We start from the raw sequence: 20316 nt of genomic DNA on the forward strand, positions 1-20316 counted from the left end.
AACAATGAAAATTTCTCAATTTTTATCACTATTCTTTATTGCCTTTACTTTATTCTCTTTCGTAGCCTGCGAAAACAGCAGAGATGACGAAAATCCACAGGATACTACGCCCGGAAAGCTTCAGATTAAATTTGAAAACGGATTTAATAATGTAGGAGATATTGTCCTGAATCAAACGGTTCAGACTTCTTCTAATGGACAGAAACATAATTTTTCTGCTTTAAAATATGTAATCAGTAACATTTCCCTGATAGACGAGAACGGGAATGAGTTTAAATACAATGAAAACAATCCTGATAAAGGTGCTTTCATAGTAGATCAGGCTGATGCGGTAGCCGGAATTATATACCTCAACCTGGAAGGTATTCCGAAAAATAATTATAAAAAAATAAAATTCGGATTAGGAATCAGCCAGAAAGCTTACTTATTGGGACAAGACGGTCAAGCTGAATTCTGGACAAAAGCCAAGCAGAAAGGGATGTCATGGTCATGGGCAGCCGGATATGTTTTTGTAAAACTGGAAGGAAAATATGGAGCAGATTCTCCATCAAAGGAATTTATGAATCATACAGGAAATATGGGAAATACTACAGAAAATAATACCCCTGATCTTTATCGTGAAATTACGTTGAATCTTCCAACAACAGCCAGAGTAACAGGACAAATCCGCCCTTCTGTTCATATTCTGGCAGATCTTAATCAGTTTTTGAGTGGAGATAAAGCGCTTACGCTTACCACAACTAATGATATGCTGATGGGTTCAAATCAACATCTGGTAGACGTTACCAATAACCTTACAAAAATGTTTAAAGTAGATCACGTTCATAATGATTAATTTTTTTGTAAAAACAATACTGGTTCTGTGTGTATTTCTGCTGAGTTGTATTTCCTGTTCAGATGAGGTGATACAGCCGCTGGAAAAAGATGAAGCATATAATCTGCAGTTTCCTTCTTATTTTCCTGAAATGACTTTTGATACATCAACGAATCCGGTGACAAAAAACGGAGTAGAATTGGGAAGAAAATTATTCTACGAAGGAAGACTTTCCCGGAATAATACCATTTCATGCGGTTTCTGCCATATTCAGGAAAACGCTTTTACCCATCATGGGCATACAGTAAGCCATGGGGTAGATGACAGAATTGGAATCAGAAATGCTCCACCCATTCAGAATATGGCTTTTTTGAAAAGATATATGTGGGACGGGGTCATTCATAATCTTAATGAACAACCCATCAGCCCCATTACAGACATCAATGAAATGGACAGCTCCATACCGGAAGCTATTTCAAAAATAAAAGATGACCAGAAGTATAAAAAACTTTTCAGGGAAGCTTATGGAGATGAAACGATTACCGGAGAAAGAATTCTAAAAGCGCTGTCACAGTTTATGGCTTCTTTAATTTCTGCAGATTCAAAATATGACAGATTCAGACAGGGAAAAGAGCAGCTAACTTCAGCAGAATCCCAGGGAATGGCTTTATTCGGTCAGAAATGTGCCTCTTGTCATAGTGGAGAATTATTTACCGATGAAAGCTTCCGCAATACAGGAATGTATTATAACACCGAGTTCAAAGATGCGGGACGCTACAGAGTTACTCTTAATCAGGTAGACTGGATGAAATTCCGTGTTCCGAGTCTGAGAAATGTAGAATATACAGCACCTTATATGCATGACGGAAGATTTTACACCTTAGAGGCGGTACTTAACTTCTATTCAGGTCAGGTAGAAGATAATCCCAATCTGGATTCGCAGCTGAAACAGAATGGGCATATTGGTATTGCTATGAACAGTCAGGAAAAACAGTCGATTATTGCATTCCTGAAAACATTATCAGATAAAAGTTTTATATCCAATCCAAAATTTGCAGAATAATTTATAGAAAACATGAAGAAGATTATAGTAATAATAAGTTTAATCCTGTTTGGGCAATATCAGGCAAAAACTATCAGAGATAGTGCATATATAGCTCCGGACAGCTTTAGCAGATTTGATTTTGATGATGATTGTGATGCCTGTGGCTGTGCTGCAGGAAACGGTTCTTCCGGCTTTGAGTCTTTATTGAATCCACAGTTTATCGGAATCAAATATTTTGCCCAGCATTACAAAGCAAAAGAAAACCTATTTGTGAAAGATCTTACACAAGATCAGTATTTTAATACCTTACAGCTTTGGGGAAAGATTCCTTTAACTAAAAAACTGAGTGTATATGCAAGTCTGCCCTTCCATTTCCATGAAAAAAAAACCCAACAGGGAGATATCAAAATCAATGGAATCGGGGATCTTAATCTGATGGGAATTTATCAGCTGATGAGTTCTAAAGATAATTTTCACCACTTAAGCGGAGGGTTGGGTGTGAAAATTCCTTTAGGGAAATTCGATGAAAAAGGAGCTTCCGGCGTTAATCCGAGTTTTCAGCTGGGAACCGGCAGCTGGGATTATCAGGCCGCTTTGAATTATAAGTTTCAGAAAAATAAAGTAGCTGTGTTGGTGAATACAGATTATACCATCAAAATGGAGAATAAGAAAAATTACCGATTTGGAAACCAATGGAACTATGCCGCGACGGGGTTTTATCAGATTGCAGGAAATGAAAAATCCATTTTTTCAGTAAAAACCGGAGTTCAGGGAGAAGTGTATGCCCAGAATAAACAGTTTGACGAAGCGCTACCCAATACTGCAGGAAGCGCATTGTATGGAAAGTTAGGATTTGAAGCTTCCTATAAAAGGCTGAGTTTGGGAAGTGAGCTCATGCTTCCTATGTATACCCATCTGGCAGGAGGTGACATCGAAGCAAAATCAAGATTCAGTATTTTCCTGAATATCGGGATTTAAATAAAACCCCTTTTAAAAATCATATTAAAGCTCCTTCGGGAGCTTTAATTGTTTATGAATCATTATTTTAATTGGGGGTTAGGAATAATTTTTTATCTTTGCCGAAATTTGGTGAGCCATAAAAAGCTCTTAAAAGGGAATCCGGTGAAAATCCGGAACAGACCCGCTGCTGTAAGCTCCGCACCAAGGTTTTTGAAGAATATATCCACTGTTTTTTAATGGGAAGGATTTCAAAAATGGAGTAAGTCAGAAGACCTGCCAGAAAATAATCGTTTGACGCTTTCGTGGAATAAAGCTTAGGACATCAATGATTCTGTGCAGTAACAGCTGTGCTTTGTCGTTGTATTCTTATATCCATTAGCGTCTTCATTATCCTAAATGAGCTAATGGCGGCAAAACAAACTACTTCTGCAATTCATAAAGCTGTTTTCACAATACTGGTGATCACATCTCAACTTTTATATTCTCAAAAAAAGAAAAATGACACTCTGAAGGAAGAATCCATCAAAGCGATTAGTCTTTATAAAAAGAATTTTAAAGAAATTATTCCGGCGCAAACCCTGCAAGGTGAGCAGCTGGAAAGACTGAACAGTCATTCTGTTGCAGATGCGTTGCGGTATTTTTCCGGAGTTCAGATCAAAGATTATGGAGGGTTAGGGGGTTTGAAAACGATCAATATCCGTAGTATGGGAAGCCAGCATGTTGGTGTTTTCTATGATGGAATTCAATTGGGAAATGCCCAAAACGGACTGGTAGATCTGGGGAGATATTCTTTAGACGATCTGGAAGAAATATCATTGTATAACGGACAGAAAAGTGAAATTTTCCAACCTGCAAAAGATTTTGGCTCTTCGGGATCGATCTATCTGCAACCCAAAACACCTGTATTTAAAGGAACAAGAAAAACCAATCTCGTTATAAGAGCAAAAAGTGCGTCCATTGATCTTTTCAATCCGTCATTCCGTTTGGAACAAAAAATATCAGACAGAGTTTCTGCCAGTTTCAGTGGAGAATTTATGCAGAGTGACGGAATTTATAGATTTCGTTATGCTAAAAAATATCCAGATGGTCAGCAGGCTTATGATACCATCGCAAAGAGACAGGATTCAGATATCAGGGCAAAACGTTTTGAAACGTCTATCAACGGTACTTTAAATAACGGAAGCTGGAATATCCGTGGCTACGGTTATATTTCAAACCGTGGGATGCCGGCACCTATCGTCAACGGCCGTTTTGGCGGAAGAGGAGCGAGACTTTCTGACGAAAATTATTTTGTACAGGCCAATCTGAGAAAGAAACTGTTCCCAAAACTTGAAACACAGCTGAAAGCAAAATTCGCCTACGATTATACTCATTTCATGGATACGGTTCGTTCACAGTCTATTATTCATACCGATAATACCTATATCCAAAGAGAACTCTATCTTTCCTCATCCAATATCTATTCTATCACCCCCAATTGGGATGTGAGTCTGAGTGGAGATTTTCAATACAATAATCTTGATGCTAATCTTGATAACTTTTCTTATCCTACGCGATACACAACATTGGTGGCATTGGCAACAACCTATCAGTGGAACAGGTTCAAAATTCTGGGAAGCCTTTTAGGAACTTTTACGTTTGAAGAAGTAAGAAAAAACAAAAGACCAGGAGACAGCAGAGAATGGACACCTGCTGTATTTATGAGTTACCAGCCTGAGATCATTCCTGAGCTTACGCTTAGAGCTTTCTATAAACGAATTTTCAGACTTCCGACTTTCAATGATTTATATTATACCAATATCGGAAATACCTATCTGAAACCGGAATTTACCAATCAGTATGACGTAGGATTTACTTATCAGAAGAATTATACCAACCATTTCTTTAAAACCTTTTATGCTAAAGTAGATGGTTACTACAACAAAGTACAGGATAAAATTGTAGCGGCCCCTAACGGAAGTATGTTCCGCTGGCTGATGATGAATCTTGGAATGGTTGAAATTATTGGAGCGGATGTAAATATTCAGGCCGAAATGCAATTAGGAAAGGTAAAGTTAAGACCATTGCTTTCTTACACATATCAAAGTGCAAGAGATATAAGTGATCCGGAAGATACCTTTTATCGTAATCAGATTCCTTATACCCCATGGCATAGCGGATCATTCAGTTTGATGGCAGATTATAAAGACTGGAGTTTCAATTACAGTGCGATGTATGTAGGAGAAAGATATGATGTGAATCAGGACAATATTCAATACAATTATGTACAGCCCTGGTACACTCACGATCTGTCTGTTCAGAAAAAATTCAATTGGGCGAATCACCAATTTAAAGTGAGCTTTGAAATGAATAATATTTTCAATCAATATTATGATGTTGTCATCAATTATCCGATGCCTGGAAGAAATTTTAAACTTATTCTAAACTTCACCTTATGAGAAAACTAAACTTTTATTTTTTATTTCTGGTATTAGCTTTTCTTACTTCATGCCGTACAGATGATATTATTGTTCGTCAGGAAGTGGTAGAAGGACTTCCTTCAGAAAATACAGCAATAAAAGGTTTTTACATGCTGAATGAAGGGAATATGGGAAGCAATAAATGTACGCTGGATTTTTTTGATTATACCAAAGGAACCTATTACCGGAATATTTATGCTGAAATCAATCCGAATGTGGTAAAAGAGCTGGGAGATGTAGGAAATGATATCAAAGTCTATGGAAGCAAACTCTATATCATTGTGAATGTTTCCAATAAAATTGAAGTGCTGGATGCTAAAACAGCTAAACGTATTACTTCCATTCCCCTGCAAAACTGCAGATATCTGGCCTTCAAAGACGGGAAAGCTTATGCGAGCAGCTATGCAGGACCTGTAGCCATTAACCCCAAAGCACCAAAAGGAAAAGTAGTGGAAATTGATACCACTTCTCTTTCTATTCAACGTGAGGTGGTGGTGGGATATCAGCCGGAAGAAATGGAAATTGTAGGCAATAAGTTATTTGTTGCCAATTCCGGAGGATACAAAGCTCCCGATTATGACAATACGGTTTCTGTAATTGACCTGAATACTTTTACGGAAATCCAAAAACTAAATGTTGCCATCAATCTTCACCACATTAAAAAGGACAATTATGGTGATCTGTATGTAAGCTCAAGAGGAGATTATTATAATGTTCCTTCAAGCCTTTATTTAATTGATGCGGCCACAGGAACTGTTAAAAAAGATTTTCACCTCTCAGTCAGTGAGATGACAATCGTTAATGATAAACTCTATTTCTACGGAAATGAATTCAACTACAATACCCACAGTTATAAAAAAACATTTGGAATCATTGATGTGAAAACAGAAGAGATTATTGCCAACAAAATCTTTGACAAAGAATACGAAACCGCTATTAAAACACCTTACGGCATAGCAGTAAACCCCATTACAGAAGATATCTACATTACAGATGCCAGAAATTATGTATCCATGGGATTTGTGTATTGCTTTGATAAAAACGGACACTTCAAGTGGAAAACGGAGGGAGGAAATATTCCTGCCCACTTTGCTTTTTTATACAAATAATCAAACTTTAAAAAATGAACAGAAATACCTTTACCTATTTAAAAATCGGATTTTTATCAGTTTTCCTCGTAGGAGTGATAGCCTGTAAACATGATGATGAAGATGAATTTACATTTAATGGTCTTGATGATTCCTATTCCATTGACCGTTTTAAAGTTTTGAGTATTCCTACCCATGCATCAGGATCGGTTACATGGAGCATTAATGATTCTATCATTTCTCAAAATTCAGAACTTGAATTTATCAGTCCGAACGCAGATGCCTATCCTCTGACTTTGAAGATCAACAATAAAGGGAAGGAGCAGATTTATCATTCTAAAATAATCGTTACCAAAGAAAAAACACCTTATAGTAAATATATTTCCAAAGTATTAGAGTTCCGCCCTGCTGTAGGACAGTTCATGAATGAAATTCCGGAATATATACCTGGAAATACTGCTGCAAATATGCTTCAGAAAGCAAATGAATCATTGGTGGGAGGGAATTCTACGATGATCAGCCTTGGAGGATATGGCGGTTATGTCGTTTTCGGTTTTGATCATACAATTCCCAATCTGAATGGTCGAGATTTTAAAGTGCTTGGAAATGCATTCTTTGGAAATGATGCTAATGATCAGCGTTCAGGATCTTGTGAGCCGGGAATTATTATGGTGGCCTACGACAAAAATAAAAATGGGAAACCCGATAATGATGAGTGGTACGAAATTGCAGGCAGCGAATATTTCAAAAATACAACGGTAAAAGATTATAGCATAACGTACCATAAGCCTAATGAAAATAAGGTTCCTGTACCCGGCACCGAATTCTGGCAGACTGATGTAGAATATATCAAGTGGAATGATAATCTGGGAAATCAGGGATTTAAAACAAAAAATACATTTCATGCACAAAGCTATTATCCTTTGTGGTTTACAGATCCTTCTTACAGTTTTTCGGGAACCAGACTGGCGAATAACTTCTTCGATCAGAGCGGTGATGGATCCTATTGGGTAGGAAAATCATATGAATTCGGATATGCAGATAATGCTCCGAATACTGATGATGCCTCCAATATTGATATTTCCTGGGCGGTAGACAGAAGCGGAAAATATGTGAAACTTCCGGGAGTCGATTTTATGAAAATATACACAGGAGTTAATCAGGAAGCTGGCTGGCTGGGAGAAGTTTCCACAGAAGTGGCAGGAGCCTACGATTTACACTTCAAATAATAAGTCAATAATACAATCTATTTAAATTAATAAAAAATGAAAAAGTTTTATCTTTTTATGATGCTTTTTCTGTTTGCATGCTTATCAAATGCACAGATAAAAGTTCAGGGTGTACCCAGAAATGATATTTCAGGGATCAGCAAGCTTAATACCACTACAATCAGTTTTTCTGATATTCAGTATTGGGTAGGATCAGGCACCAACCAGGCTGCTTTTGTAGTACAATGGAACGATGGCAAAAACCCTGATGCTATGGTTTGGGGATTCAAATGGAACGGAAATGCTACAGGTGAAGATATGCTGAAAGCTATTGCTAAAGCAGACCACAGATTATATACACTGCTTTATCAGGGAACGCAGTTTGGATCCGCTGTTGGAGGAATAGGGTTTGACCTGAATGGGCAGAATACCAATGCACTGATCAAAAGCGGAAATGCCACTTATCCACTATATCCTGTGAATGGCTTTGTGAATACTACAGCTTATGATTTTGACAGCTATACGATTGTAGATGCTGCTAATGATCACTGGCAGTCAGGCTGGACCGTGAACGGATACTGGGCATATTGGGTAAAGAACCCTGCGGATGCTGATTTTGGATATTCTAGTGTGGGAGCTTCTTCACGTGTTTTGGAAAACGGTTCATGGGATGTTTGGAATTTTAATGTAGGATTTAATGAAACTCCTATTTCCTCTACCATCACTCCGGTTTCTCCTTATGTGGCTTCCAATAACTTTACCAATGGATATTTCATGGTGAATGAAGAGTGGTTTGGCCATACCAATGGTTCTGTGAACTTCATTGACAATAACGGACAGATCAACTACCGTGTGTACAGCAATGCAAATAATAATCAGGCTTTCGGTGCCACTACGCAATACGGAACAATCTACGGAGATAAGTTCTATTTCATATCAAAGCAGGCCGCTGATGGAGGAGATACTCAATATACTCCGGGGGGTAGACTGGTTGTAGCCAATGCACAGACCATGCAGAAAATTGCCGGATTCAATAACATCGGAGGAGGTGACGGAAGATCATTTGTAGGAGTAAACGAACATAAAGGGTATATCGGTACTTCTACCGGAATTGTTACTTTCAATATTGATAATTTACAGGTAGGTTCTTTAATTACCGGAACGGGTGGAACAGGACAAATTGGAAATATGATCCGTACTTCACAATATGTATTTGCGGTGAAACAAGGAGTAGGGATTTTGGTCATAAATCCTAATACAGATACCATAGTGAGTACTATTGCCGGAGGTTTCTATTCTGTGGCTCAGGCTAAAGACGGAAGTGTTTGGGGAATTCAGGATCAGAAGCTGATCAGCATCAATCCTACTACTTTTGCAACACAGGTTTACAACATCCCAACAACAAAATATATCGGAGACTGGGGAGCATGGAATGCAGGTAAATTTTCAGCAAGTAACAAAGAAAATGCTTTATACTGGATCAATTCAATCAGCAGCTGGAGTTCAGGAACACAGATTGTAAGATTCGATGTTACTACAAAAACATTTAACGAAAATTTTGCTGCAATCCCGGGACAGACAGGACAGTTTAAGCAAATTCCTTACGGTGCGGCGCTTCGTGTAAATCCTATTACCGGAGAACTGGTTCTGAATACAACGGAAAGCGGATATGGAGCTCATTATCAGAAAAACTGGATTCATACCTATGATATGACCGGAGCTCTTATCAATACAAAAACACTGAACGATTATTATTGGTTCCCTGCATTGACAGTATTTACCAACAATTCCGTTCCTGTTGTGAGCAACGTTTTACCTTCACAGATTACAGCTGGGAATACCACAACTGTTGATCTGAAATCAATAGTTTCTGATGCGGATAACATGGCGGTATCTGTGGTAAAAACTATAAAATCAAATAGTAATCCAACGGTCGTTTCAGCTGCTATTAACAATAGTGATGAATTGGTTCTGACGCCGCTTGTTTCGGGGACATCTGATATCGTGATCAGCTTTAACTCAAATGGTAAGCTGGTAGAAAAGACAATTACGGTAAACAGTACCACATCAACTTTAGCTACAGCTGAGGTGAAAAAACTGGAATTCAGTATTTACCCGAATCCGGTAACTGATATTCTTATGATTAAAACTCAGGAGAAAATTCAGAATGTTTCAATGTATGATGCTTCAGGCAGAGTAGTGAATGCACCACTGAATAACGGACAGATCAATGTAAGTTCGCTTCCAAAAGGCATTTATATTTTGAAAGCCGTGACAGATAAAGCTGTATATCAGCAAAAAGTAATCAAAAACTAATAGTATTTTAGTTCGTAATCTTGTTAATAAAACCCCTGATCAGTTTTGATCAGGGGTTTTTATTTATCATTCAACATCATTATCATTATGAACCGGATATGATTCTATATTGGATATAAAAAACCCGGCAAGCTTGAAAAGCTTGCCGGGTTCGATTTGTTATGTATTTTTTTATTTAACGATCACTTTTTTAGAATATGTTTTTCCCTCTTTAGTGGTAATATTCATGATGTATACTCCTTGTGGCTGTTTTGTTTCAAATGTATTTGATGTCAGCTTAGAGCGGAATACTTCTTTTCCTGATGTATTCGTTAGAGTAACCTCTGAACCTTCAGCAGAAACATTTTTGTCAAGAGTGAATTGCCCGTTCTGGCTGTGAGCCATGAAATTGATGAATGGATCTTTGTACTGATAAGCATAATATACTCTAAGCTCACCACCAATATTCAATAATCCTGAATTTACATTGATTTTGATACGGTCAAAAGGAATGTTCATGTTAAGTTCAATTTCAGCTTTGCTCGGATCTCCGGCTCCAAGGTTGATCAGAGTACTGGTAAGACTTTGGTAATCGTTGTTGGAAACATCTCCGTTAAATGTTTCAATGGTTACACCTCCCAATACCTGAGCAGATAATGGAGTCCCATTGGAACCAATTCCAACCACAAGCTTATTGGTGTTGTTCGCGATATTAGTCGTTGGGAAGATCAATGTCTGTTCCGTTCTTGCCAAAAGACCTACTGAAACCTGAATGGTGGAGTAATCACTTTCGTTACTTCCTAACGCATTTTGAGGATTCAATACACCACAGCCTAAGCATACTCCTAGTACCTGATTGGTTTGGCTGCTTGCATAGGTTTTTACAATCTGTGCAAAAGACATTGTGCTTGTTAAAAATAGGAACGATGCCAAAACTGCAGCTTTCATCGTGCGTTGGCTAAGTAATAAATAAGTTTTCATATGTTGAAAAATTTTGGGTTTTAGCTTTTTGTAAATTTATAAATAAAATGATTATGTTGCTTATTTTATTTCATATTTCTGTGATTTGTTAATGATTTGTTGATATTTATGGTTGTGAATTTGTTTTTATTTAATGATTGATGTTTTTGTATTTCTCTGAAAATGAAGACAAAAAATACGACAGACCTAAAAAGACTGCCGTATTTATTTATCGCTTATTGAATTATTTAATTACAATTTTTCTGGAGTATGTTTTCCCTTCTTTGGTTTTTACATTCATGATATAAACACCTTCTGATTGTTTGGATTCAAATGTGTTTGATTTCAATTGGGAACGGAACACTTCTTTTCCTGATGTATTATATAGAGTGACCTCAGAGCCTTCCAAAGCTACGTTTCCTCCAAGAGTTACCTGTCCGTTTAAGCTGTGAGCCAAAATGTTTGCCAATGGATCCTGGTAAGCATAATAAATTCTGAATCCGCCGCCAAGGCTTAATACACCTCCTGTTAAGCCTATTCTTATCCCGTCATAAGGTTTTGCCGGTTTGAATTCTACGGTACCTCTGTTCGGCGTGGCTCCCAGTTTAAGAAGGCTGACATCAATGGTTCTGTGGTCTTCATTAGAAGTTCCCCCGTTCATTGTTTCAAGAGTTACTCCGCTTAATAGTTGTACAGATAAAGGAATATTGTCTGTACCGATTCCTACAACCAACCTTGTGTCTGATCTTAGGTCAGGGAAAATCAGTGTCTGCTGAATTCCTCCCAATAGTGCTGTTCCCAATACCATTGTTGAATAATCGTCTTCGTTATATCCTACAGCGTTAAGTGGGTTATCTATACGACATCCCAGGCAGGCTACTCCGAATACACCCGAACTTTGGGCATGGGCGTAAATTCTGTTTTGTGCAAAAGACATTGTGCTGGCTGAAAATAGAAATAAAGCCATCAGCCCGGCTTTGAAAGAGAATGGATTCCCCGAAAGTAAATTGAATTTCATGTTATATATTTTAAAATGAATAGTTTTATTCAAATTTAAGGATTAGTGGAATAATGAGAAAGCAATATTTCCATTATTGGTGATATTTTTAATGAAATTTAATATGACTGTAGAGTAGAGTATAAACAGTTTGGTAAATGAGAAGCGCAATCCAGGAAAAGGATTGTTTTCATCCGGCAGTAATCCGTATAATCAATTGGTGAGAATGCTTAAAACGTTGGTGTTTTTGGAAAAGAAGTACCGGAATGTCATGTATAGAAACGAAAAAAGGACTTTCGAAAAAGTCCTTTTGTAGCCCGTAGGGGAATCGAACCCCTCTTACCAGAATGAAAATCTGAGGTCCTAACCGATAGACGAACGGGCCCTCTATCTTCCATTACCGAAGTAATGTGTTAGTTTTTGTTTTTATAAGTATCAACTCTTATTGTAGCCCGTAGGGGAATCGAACCCCTCTTACCAGAATGAAAATCTGAGGTCCTAACCGATAGACGAACGGGCCGGTTAGATGTATTTTATTATAGCTTTTTCTACTGTGACCTTTATAAAACCACCATTGTTATAGTGGTCTTATAAGATCTAAGTAGCCCGTAGGGGAATCGAACCCCTCTTACCAGAATGAAAATCTGAGGTCCTAACCGATAGACGAACGGGCCAGCTATATTTTTACGCTAATTTATTAACGTGCTTTGTCAATTTGCTTTTCAAGTTAGCTGCTTTGTTCTTATGGATAATATTTTTCTTAGCTAATTTATCCAATAAAGCGATAACTTTTGGCAGTTGTTCTGTAGCAGCAGCTTTGTTCTCTTCATTTCTTAAAGCTTTTAAAGCTGTTCTAGCAGTCTTGTGGTAATATCTGTTACGAAGTCTTCTAGTTTCGTTTTGTCTGATTCTTTTTAGTGCTGATTTATGATTTGCCATATCGTTTAAATGTGAGTGCAAAACTATAAACTTTTTTTAAAACTACCAAATTTATTTTCAAAAATTTTAATTTTCTTCTGAAAGGTACTTTCTAAGTTTATTTATTGCTTGTTCTATTTTTAAATTTTCTTGTTCTTTTTCTAATTTTTTGATCGTATTTCCTAGCATGATCAGTGCATTATTCCATTCTCCAGTGGTGTTGGTGAAAGTAAGTTCGTCAATTGTTACTTCAAAAGCAACCCTTTCTCCAGTCCTGTAAAGTCTGAAACTGATTTTATCATCTCTGCCTGTAATCCCGCCTTCATTGATTTGTAAATCATAACTTTTTGGGTTAGAGTGGATTTTCTTAAAAAGCAATTTCGCTTCTTGTATTTTTAAATCCGGCATGATATAAAATTTGATAGTCTGTAGAAAACTACAAACAATGATTTATCAATAATATTTTTCATCAGTGTTAGCATATTTGGGTGACCAACTATGGCTAAAATTTTTGCAAATATAATGCTTTTGTAACATATAAAATAAGCGGAATGCTTTTTTCAAATAAAAGTAACCCCCTTTTTAATATAATGACAGTAATTACCAGAGTGTCAGTATGCTAAAATTTTGTCCCTTTTCATTGATAATATAATCACAAAACTTGAAAGGCGCTCAAAGCTGTTAAAATTTTAAAAATAAGAACAGAAGAGCCCATAAAAAAACCTTTAACTGATCAGCTAAAGGTTTATAAGTTGTAGCCTATAGGGGAATCGAACCCCTGTTGCAAGAATGAAAATCTTGAGTCCTGACCACTAGACGAATAGGCCAAATTTTGAGGTTGCAAAAGTAATCATTAACTTCTGAACTTCAAAATTTTTTTTTTAAATTATTTGTAGACTTTCTGTATCACGGTATTTTTGACACCTTTAGCTTCAAGTTCTTTTTGAAGTTTTACAGCATCTTCTAAGGTGTATACTTTTCCATACGTGTAATAAAATATACCACTGTCCTTATTTCGCTCCACATCTTTTAAATTTTGAAGGATATAAGAATTGCCATTAAGTTTATCACCGGAATACACTTCTATCGTATAATATCCCATGCTGATTCTCTGGTTAGGCATAAATCCTACTGCAAAAGCATTTCTGAAGCCTGCATCCTTAGCTGTTTTAAGATTGATGTCTTTCACGGAAGCCATATTGGTTACAGCATAATAGTACTTATATTGTCCGTTTTCCTTAAGGGTAAGAATATAGTTCAGTCCTTTCAGTGCAGGATCATTTTCATTGTATTTAGTAGGTGAACTCATTAAGAGAATTCTGAAATCATTTTTCAAAGGAACTTCTGCCGGCTTTTCAGGTTCAGGTTTTCTGACAGCAATAGAACCACCGGATTTTCTGTCAACAGCTTTTTTATAATCAATAATAGCATTGTAGATACTTTCCGCAATTTCAGTCTGTCCTTTGTCTGAAGCAATGTAGTGGCTTTCCTCAGGATGATTGATGAACCCTGTTTCTATCAGTACAGAAGGCATGGCATTCATACGGAGAACGTGAAGGTTCTTCTGGAATACACCTCTTGAAGACCTTTTATCTTTATTCACAAAGTTATCTTCTACCAATCCTCCTAAAAGAAGACTTGATTCCAGATATTTACTTTGTTGAAGCTTCAGGGCAATTAATGATTCTGGTGAATCCGGATTATACGATCCGAATGTCTGCTTATCTTTTTCATCCAGAAAAATCACGTCATTTTCTCTTTTAGCAACCTCAAGGTTTTCATTATTCTGGTTAGGTCCCTGTACATATGTTTCAGTACCATATGCTGTAGGTCTTTGGGAAGAATTACAGTGAATAGATACAAAAAGATCTGCCTTGCTCCTGTTGGCCAGATTGGTTCTGTCCGACAGAGAAGGATATTCGTCAATTTTTCGGGTATATATTACTTTGAAGTCTCTGTTTTTCTCTAACATTGCCCCTACTTTTAACGTAATGGCAAGTGTAATGTCTTTTTCTGCGACTCTTCCAATGTCAGAATAAGTCCTGTTGGCTCCATGATCACTTCCTCCGTGACCCGCATCCAGAACGATAGTAAACTTCTTTTGGGAGAAAACAAAGTTGCTGGTTAGGATAAGGAGAAATGATAAAATTATTTTAAAATTTTGTTTGTGCATCTTACAGTTATAAAAATTATATTAATTTTGAGCCTTAATTATATAGTATAAAATTGGCCAAAACCGTCTTCAAAAATATATTACAAATTTTAATTATCCTAATTTTTAACAATTTTTTAGCACAGAAAACTCCTGAAAAATTGCCTAAAAATGCGGTTAATGATACTATTTCCAAAAAGGATACCATAGTTGTAAAAAAAGAATCTTTAAATGATGTTCTTCGTACCAAAGCGGATGATCAGAGAAGAGATGTCCCGAAAAAAATGACATTCCTGAATAAAAATGCTCAGGTAAAATATCAGGATATGCAGATTGATGCAGACTATATCTCTATTGATGATAATAAAAGTCTGATCTATGCCAGAGGAAAACAGGACTCTTTAGGGAAGATTATTGAACCTGTAATTACCACGCAGGCAGGAAAAAAATACGAAACCAACGAATTCAGCTATAATACAAAAACGAAACAGGCCATTGCTTTCAATGCAAGAACAGAAGAAAGTGAAGGGGTAATTATAGCTCAGAAAACAAAAAAATATAATGATTCCGTATTCGCGATGAGAAAAGCGGATTATACAACGGATGATTATTTTATTAAGAAAAAAGATACGGCAGCGGATTATTTTATGAGAGCTTATAATATTAAGCTGATTAAAACCAAGAATAAATCCCAGATCGTTACAGGTCCTATTCAAATGTTTATTGAGCAGGTTCCTACACCGCTTTATCTTCCTTTTGCCATTTTGCCGTTCTCAGATAAAAGAGCAGCGGGTATCCTGATCCCAAGTTTCGGGGAAAGGGAAGATGTAGGTTTCTTCCTGAATGGAATAGGATATTACCAACCCATTGGAGAGCACTTTGATCTTAAAGTTTTAGCTGATATTTATACAAAAGGAAGCTGGAACTTACGGCCTCAGGTGAACTACCAGAAGAAATACCGTTACTCCGGAAACTTTACGGCAGATATCGGGACTATGGTAAGAGGAATTAAAGGACTGGATGATTATTCCAAAAACAGTACCTACAGAATAAACTGGACGCATTCTCAGGATTCTAAAGCCAATCCTTTCCTTACATTCAGTGCTTCGGTAGATATTGTAAGTACCAAGTTCTATAACAATCCGCTTAATAACAACTACATTTTCAACCAGAATGTATTGAATACCCAGCAGAACTCTACGGTAACCCTTACCAAGAGATTCCTGAAACTTCCGATGACAATTACAGGAACAGCTTCTTATTCTCAAAACTTTGCAACGGGATTGGCAGACCTTCGTCTTCCGCAAATGAACGTAGCCATCAACCAGTTTTATCTGTTTAAATCAAGAACAGGAATCAGACAGGGACTTCTTGAAAATATTACTGTAAATACCGGATTCAACCTTACCAATTTCGTAAATACTCAGGAAAATGAGCTGTTTAAAAAAGAAATGTGGGATAAGATGCAGACAGGGCTTAAAAATAACATCGCTTTAGCAACCAATACAACATTGGCGAAATATTTCACTTTCAGTTTAAGTGCCAATATCGACAATGCTTTGACAACAAAGACGCTGAACAGATTTTATGATCCCGTAAAAAACGTAACAGTGGATGAGATCAATAAAAACTTTACAGGATATTCTACCTTCTCTACTTCTGCCAGTCTTCAGACGACCCTTTTCGGAATGATGAAATTCAAAAAAGGATCTACAGTGGAAGCGGTGAGACATATGATGACTCCGAGTGTGAGCTTTACTTATTCACCGGACTTTTCAAGTCCTAACTTCGGATATTACAAAAATTATTACAATGCCAACGGAGCACTGACCCCTTATTCTATTTTTGAAAAAGGAATCATTGGAAGCCCGTCAAGTGGTATGCAGGGAGCTTTAGGTTTTAATATCGGTAATAATATCGAGATGAAAGTAAAGTCTAAGAGCGATTCTACAGGAGTGAAAAAAATCAAAATTTTTGAATCTTTAAACTTTGCAGGAAGCTACAACTTTGCTGCTAAAGACCATCCTTGGTCCGTATTTTCAATCAACGGACAGTCTTCTTTCTTCAACAATAAACTTACGGTAAATACCAGTCTGGCACTGGAACCTTATAAAATTGATTTCTCATCAGGACAGGATACAGGAATAAGAACAGAACAGTTCGGACACTTCAGTGTACAGGGATTCAACGTTCAGTTGTCTTATCCTTTAAGCAGCGAAATTTTTGGAGAGAAGAAAGATTATGCGAAGAAGTATTCGTCGAAAGGAGAAGTCAGAAATGAAAATTATTATTTTGATGATGATCATTATGCTCACTTTGATCAGGCATGGACTCTGAATATTAGTGCTAATTATGCCTACTCAAAAGGATTAAGCAGGTTTGGTAATAAAATTGCTTCTTTAGGTTTGGATGGTAGTATTAAACTTACCCCTTACTGGAATATCAACGGAAGTACGCATTATGATATGGTGACTAAAGAATTGGCGTACACAAGAATTGGTTTTTCAAGAGATCAACGAAGTTTTACCATCAATTTCAACTGGGTTCCTTTCGGACAGTATAAAGTATATGACTTCTTTATCGGGATCAAAGCCAACATCTTAAGTGATGCATTGAAGTACAAAGACAGAAGCTTTACCCAGCCTAATGCACCTTTCTAATATCAGATTGGCATTTGAGAATATAAATTTTATATTTGCAAGCAAAATAAATTCTAATGAAGTCACTGCTAACGAGATTTTCTTTTTAATGAATACCGTAGATGTGACTACTTATAACTTTAGAAAAAATAATATCCACATATGAAACAAATAATCAACACAGTTAATGCACCTGCAGCTATCGGACCTTATTCACAAGCTAATATGGCAAATGGAGTTTTATATATCTCCGGACAGATTCCTGTAGATCCTGCAACTGGTAAATTGGTAGAAGGAATTGAAAAGGAAACGCACCAGGTAATGAAAAACCTTGAAGCGATCCTTACTGAAGCCGGTATGACTTTTAAAAATGTTGTAAAAGCTACCATCTTCCTTAAGAGTATGGATGATTTTGCTGTAATGAATGATATTTATGCTTCTTACTTAGATTCAGAAAGCTACCCGGCACGTGAAACTGTACAGGTTTCTTGCCTGCCTAAAAATGTGGATATCGAAATTTCTATGATTGCACATCAGGATTAATGAATTTTATAAGAAATACAATTGCGGTTCTGGTAGGTCTTGGTATTGCAGGACTTATTATTACTCTTGGTATAAGAGTGTTTCCGCAATGGATAACTTTTGAGGCTTTTGCTCCGTTTGAGCACTGGCAAAGGTTTCTTTTCAGCATGAAAGATGATAAGGCATTTTTCGGCTTCCTGTTGTTTATTTCCGGACTAGGAACTACCATTGGAGGAGTGGCAACAGCTATTATCGTAAAATATGCTAAAGTAGCCTATGCTATTCTGATCGGATTTATTATGCTCTTTATCGCAATGCTGGATGTTATTATTTTTCCTTATCATCCTACATTTTATAAGATTTCTATTTTCCTTACATTCTTTCCGTTTTCCTGGATTGGAGGTAAGATTGTAGAAGTTATCTATGAGCGGAACAGGAAGAAAGTAATTTCTGAAAAAATGAATAAGCCTAAATAAAATATAAAAAACGCTGCAGATTTCTGCAGCGTTTTTTTGTTGATATGAAAACCAATTTGTTTTCTGATTAAGGCATTTTAAATCCTTTCGTATAAATTCTTCCGTAGTCATCCACAAATTTCACCTGTACATTCCCCTGATATTTCTCCAGGGTCTTTTCTACATCTTTCTGTGAATTTACTGGTTTGCCGTTTACTTCAATGATGATATAATTGTCAACGATTCCGATTTTAGCCATTTCGCTGCCTTCAGATACGTTTTTCGCTACAACACCACTGTTCAGTCCATATTCTGTTTTGAAACGTTCTGTAAGGGGATCAAATTCAGCTCCGATTTTTTCAGTCACACTAAGGTCGGCTTTCGTTCTGGTAGAAGTTCCTCCTTTCTGGTCTCTAAGAGTTACAGAAGTAGTTCCTTCTTTACCATTTCTTACATAAGTCACCTGTACTTTATCTCCGGGACGCTTGCTTCCGATGGACATTGAAAGGTCAGCAAAATCTGTAATGTCGTAGTTGTCTACTTTGGTAATTACATCTCCTTTTTTCAATCCTGCATCTTCAGCACCACTGTTTTCCCCAAATCCTGTAATATAGATTCCTGAACCTACTTTTAGCGTTGTTTTAAACTGTTTGTTATATGAAGTTACCAATTGATCATTTGAAAGATCTAAAGACTGAACTCCAAGGAATCCTCTCTGTACAATTCCGAATTTCTTGATATCCTCAACAATTTTTCTTGCCAGATTGGCAGGGACAGCAAATCCGTATCCCTGGTAATATCCTGTAGTAGACTGAATCGCAGAGTTGATCCCGATAAGCTCTCCATTCGTATTCACCAAAGCTCCTCCTGAGTTACCCGGGTTGATGGCCGCATCCGTTTGAATGAAACTTTCAATAGGATTCGTTGCTTTTCCCTGACTTCCTAGAATTCCGATACCTCTTCCTTTAGCAGAAACAATACCAGCGGTTACGGTAGAATTTAATCCCAATGGATTTCCTACTGCCAGTACCCATTGTCCTACATCAATATTGTCTGAATTTGCAAAATTTAAATAAGGAAGACCTTTTTCTTCAATCTTTAATAAAGAGATATCCGTATTAGGGTCTGTTCCCACCAATGTTGCAATATATGATTTCTTGTTGCTCAACACTACTTCCAGCTTATTGGCACCTGCTACAACGTGGTTGTTGGAAATGATATAACCGTCCGGAGAGATGATTACACCAGAACCCATTCCTGATGGCATATTTTCAGGAGCCTGCTGTTGCTTCTGTCTTTGCTGGCCTCTTCCTCCGAAAGGATCTCCGAAGAAAAAGTCGAATAAGTCCTGTTCTGAAGCCCTGCTTGCTGTTCTGCTCTGGTAATTTTTAATGGTAACTACAGCGGGAACGGTTGTTTTCGCTGCTTTTACAAAATCATCACCTACAGCTCCTGTATTCATTCCTGCGAATGAAGTATTAGGTGCAGCGGTTGTAAAGTAAGATTGATCTCCATTGCTGGAGTTGTGTCCGAAATATTGTAAACCTCCAACGGTAGTAGCTCCGGAAATGACTCCAACTACTGCAAATGGTAATAGTTTTTTTAAAGTACTCTTCATTGTATATCTTTCTTGTTTATTAATTAATTTCTTTTTTATGTTTTTGAGTAAACAAATTTAATGTTAAATAAGTAAGCAATTAGTATGCTATGTTTCAATTTTAACTAAAATTTAACGGCTATTATATCAATTTGTGTCTTATGTCATAATTGTTAATGCCAGAGTTAACAAAACTTAAAAAAAAAT

The 20316-nt window shown here is 36.9% G+C and carries 16 protein-coding genes, 4 tRNA genes and 1 riboswitch; of the genes, 10 read left to right on the forward strand and 10 right to left on the reverse strand.

The features are described 5' to 3' along the window. Window positions 1-4 precede the first annotated feature (4 nt). From CQ022_RS15830 to CQ022_RS15860, 7 genes are all read left to right on the forward strand, one after another. Window positions 5-835 (forward strand): MbnP family protein, encoded by an 831-nt coding sequence (locus CQ022_RS15830; RefSeq protein WP_105683420.1) that lies wholly within the window; start codon window positions 5-7, stop codon window positions 833-835. Beyond that, window positions 828-1877, forward strand: coding sequence for a cytochrome-c peroxidase (locus tag CQ022_RS15835; protein WP_105683289.1), 1050 nt, complete (start codon window positions 828-830; stop codon window positions 1875-1877). Before CQ022_RS15830 ends, CQ022_RS15835 begins: the two co-directional genes overlap by 8 nt. Before the next feature lie 12 nt (window positions 1878-1889). Beyond that, window positions 1890-2837 carry a transporter gene (locus CQ022_RS15840; RefSeq protein ID WP_105683290.1) on the forward strand — a complete coding sequence of 316 codons (948 nt, stop codon included), beginning with the start codon at window positions 1890-1892 and terminating at the stop codon, window positions 2835-2837. 92 nt (window positions 2838-2929) lie between these two features. Then, a riboswitch (cobalamin riboswitch) is annotated at window positions 2930-3115 on the forward strand. 108 nt (window positions 3116-3223) lie between these two features. After that, a complete protein-coding gene (locus tag CQ022_RS15845) occupies window positions 3224-5257 on the forward strand; it encodes a TonB-dependent receptor plug domain-containing protein (RefSeq protein ID WP_105683291.1) in 2034 nt (677 codons plus the stop codon). Then, window positions 5254-6387, forward strand: a complete 1134-nt coding sequence (locus CQ022_RS15850) for a YncE family protein (protein WP_105683292.1) — start codon at window positions 5254-5256, stop codon at window positions 6385-6387. The genes CQ022_RS15845 and CQ022_RS15850 overlap by 4 nt, the downstream gene beginning before the upstream one ends. Before the next feature lie 14 nt (window positions 6388-6401). After that, window positions 6402-7595 (forward strand): cell surface protein, encoded by a 1194-nt coding sequence (locus tag CQ022_RS15855; protein WP_105683293.1) that lies wholly within the window; start codon window positions 6402-6404, stop codon window positions 7593-7595. Window positions 7596-7631: 36 nt separating this feature from the next. Beyond that, window positions 7632-9890 (forward strand): DUF5074 domain-containing protein, encoded by a 2259-nt coding sequence (locus CQ022_RS15860; protein ID WP_105683294.1) that lies wholly within the window; start codon window positions 7632-7634, stop codon window positions 9888-9890. 171 nt (window positions 9891-10061) lie between these two features. On the opposite strand, the gene CQ022_RS15865 is transcribed toward CQ022_RS15860, so the two are convergent. From CQ022_RS15865 to CQ022_RS15905, 9 genes are all read right to left on the reverse strand, one after another. Then, complete coding sequence (locus CQ022_RS15865; protein WP_105683295.1) at window positions 10062-10850, reverse strand: T9SS type A sorting domain-containing protein; 789 nt, start codon at window positions 10848-10850, stop codon at window positions 10062-10064. Between the two features lie 223 nt (window positions 10851-11073). Continuing rightward, on the reverse strand, window positions 11074-11847 hold the full coding sequence (locus CQ022_RS15870; protein ID WP_105683296.1) for a T9SS type A sorting domain-containing protein: 774 nt from the start codon (window positions 11845-11847) through the stop codon (window positions 11074-11076). 292 nt (window positions 11848-12139) lie between these two features. After that, window positions 12140-12211 (reverse strand) — tRNA-Glu (locus CQ022_RS15875). A 63-nt stretch (window positions 12212-12274) separates the two neighbouring features. Continuing rightward, window positions 12275-12346, reverse strand: a tRNA-Glu gene (locus CQ022_RS15880). Window positions 12347-12428: 82 nt separating this feature from the next. After that, window positions 12429-12500: transfer RNA gene (locus tag CQ022_RS15885), tRNA-Glu, on the reverse strand. 10 nt (window positions 12501-12510) lie between these two features. Further along, a complete protein-coding gene (gene rpsT / locus CQ022_RS15890) occupies window positions 12511-12765 on the reverse strand; it encodes a 30S ribosomal protein S20 (RefSeq protein ID WP_002983073.1) in 255 nt (84 codons plus the stop codon). Window positions 12766-12831: 66 nt separating this feature from the next. Continuing rightward, complete coding sequence (locus tag CQ022_RS15895) at window positions 12832-13152, reverse strand: hypothetical protein (RefSeq protein ID WP_105683297.1); 321 nt, start codon at window positions 13150-13152, stop codon at window positions 12832-12834. A 347-nt stretch (window positions 13153-13499) separates the two neighbouring features. Beyond that, window positions 13500-13571: transfer RNA gene (locus CQ022_RS15900), tRNA-Glu, on the reverse strand. Between the two features lie 59 nt (window positions 13572-13630). Then, the gene (locus CQ022_RS15905) at window positions 13631-14917 is read right to left on the reverse strand and encodes an N-acetylmuramoyl-L-alanine amidase (RefSeq protein WP_185126817.1); all 1287 of its coding nucleotides are present in this window, start codon (window positions 14915-14917) and stop codon (window positions 13631-13633) included. A gap of 53 nt (window positions 14918-14970) precedes the next feature. Between CQ022_RS15905 and CQ022_RS15910 the strand changes: the two genes are divergently transcribed. The 3 genes from CQ022_RS15910 to CQ022_RS15920 all read left to right on the forward strand — a co-directional run bounded on the left by CQ022_RS15910 (window position 14971) and on the right by CQ022_RS15920 (window position 18533). Beyond that, window positions 14971-17556 carry a putative LPS assembly protein LptD gene (locus tag CQ022_RS15910; protein WP_105683298.1) on the forward strand — a complete coding sequence of 862 codons (2586 nt, stop codon included), beginning with the start codon at window positions 14971-14973 and terminating at the stop codon, window positions 17554-17556. A gap of 141 nt (window positions 17557-17697) precedes the next feature. After that, a complete protein-coding gene (locus CQ022_RS15915; RefSeq protein ID WP_034694591.1) occupies window positions 17698-18078 on the forward strand; it encodes a RidA family protein in 381 nt (126 codons plus the stop codon). Continuing rightward, window positions 18078-18533 carry a hypothetical protein gene (locus CQ022_RS15920; RefSeq protein WP_105683299.1) on the forward strand — a complete coding sequence of 152 codons (456 nt, stop codon included), beginning with the start codon at window positions 18078-18080 and terminating at the stop codon, window positions 18531-18533. Before CQ022_RS15915 ends, CQ022_RS15920 begins: the two co-directional genes overlap by 1 nt. A gap of 67 nt (window positions 18534-18600) precedes the next feature. Here CQ022_RS15920 and CQ022_RS15925 read toward each other — a convergent pair whose 3' ends face one another. Next, entirely contained in the window at window positions 18601-20130 is a 1530-nt protein-coding gene (locus tag CQ022_RS15925; RefSeq protein ID WP_105683300.1) for a trypsin-like peptidase domain-containing protein, read from the reverse strand. Window positions 20131-20316 lie beyond the last annotated feature (186 nt).

Origin of the sequence: Chryseobacterium culicis, from assembly GCF_002979755.1 — a bacterium.
Classification (GTDB): Bacteria; Bacteroidota; Bacteroidia; order Flavobacteriales; family Weeksellaceae; genus Chryseobacterium; species Chryseobacterium culicis_A.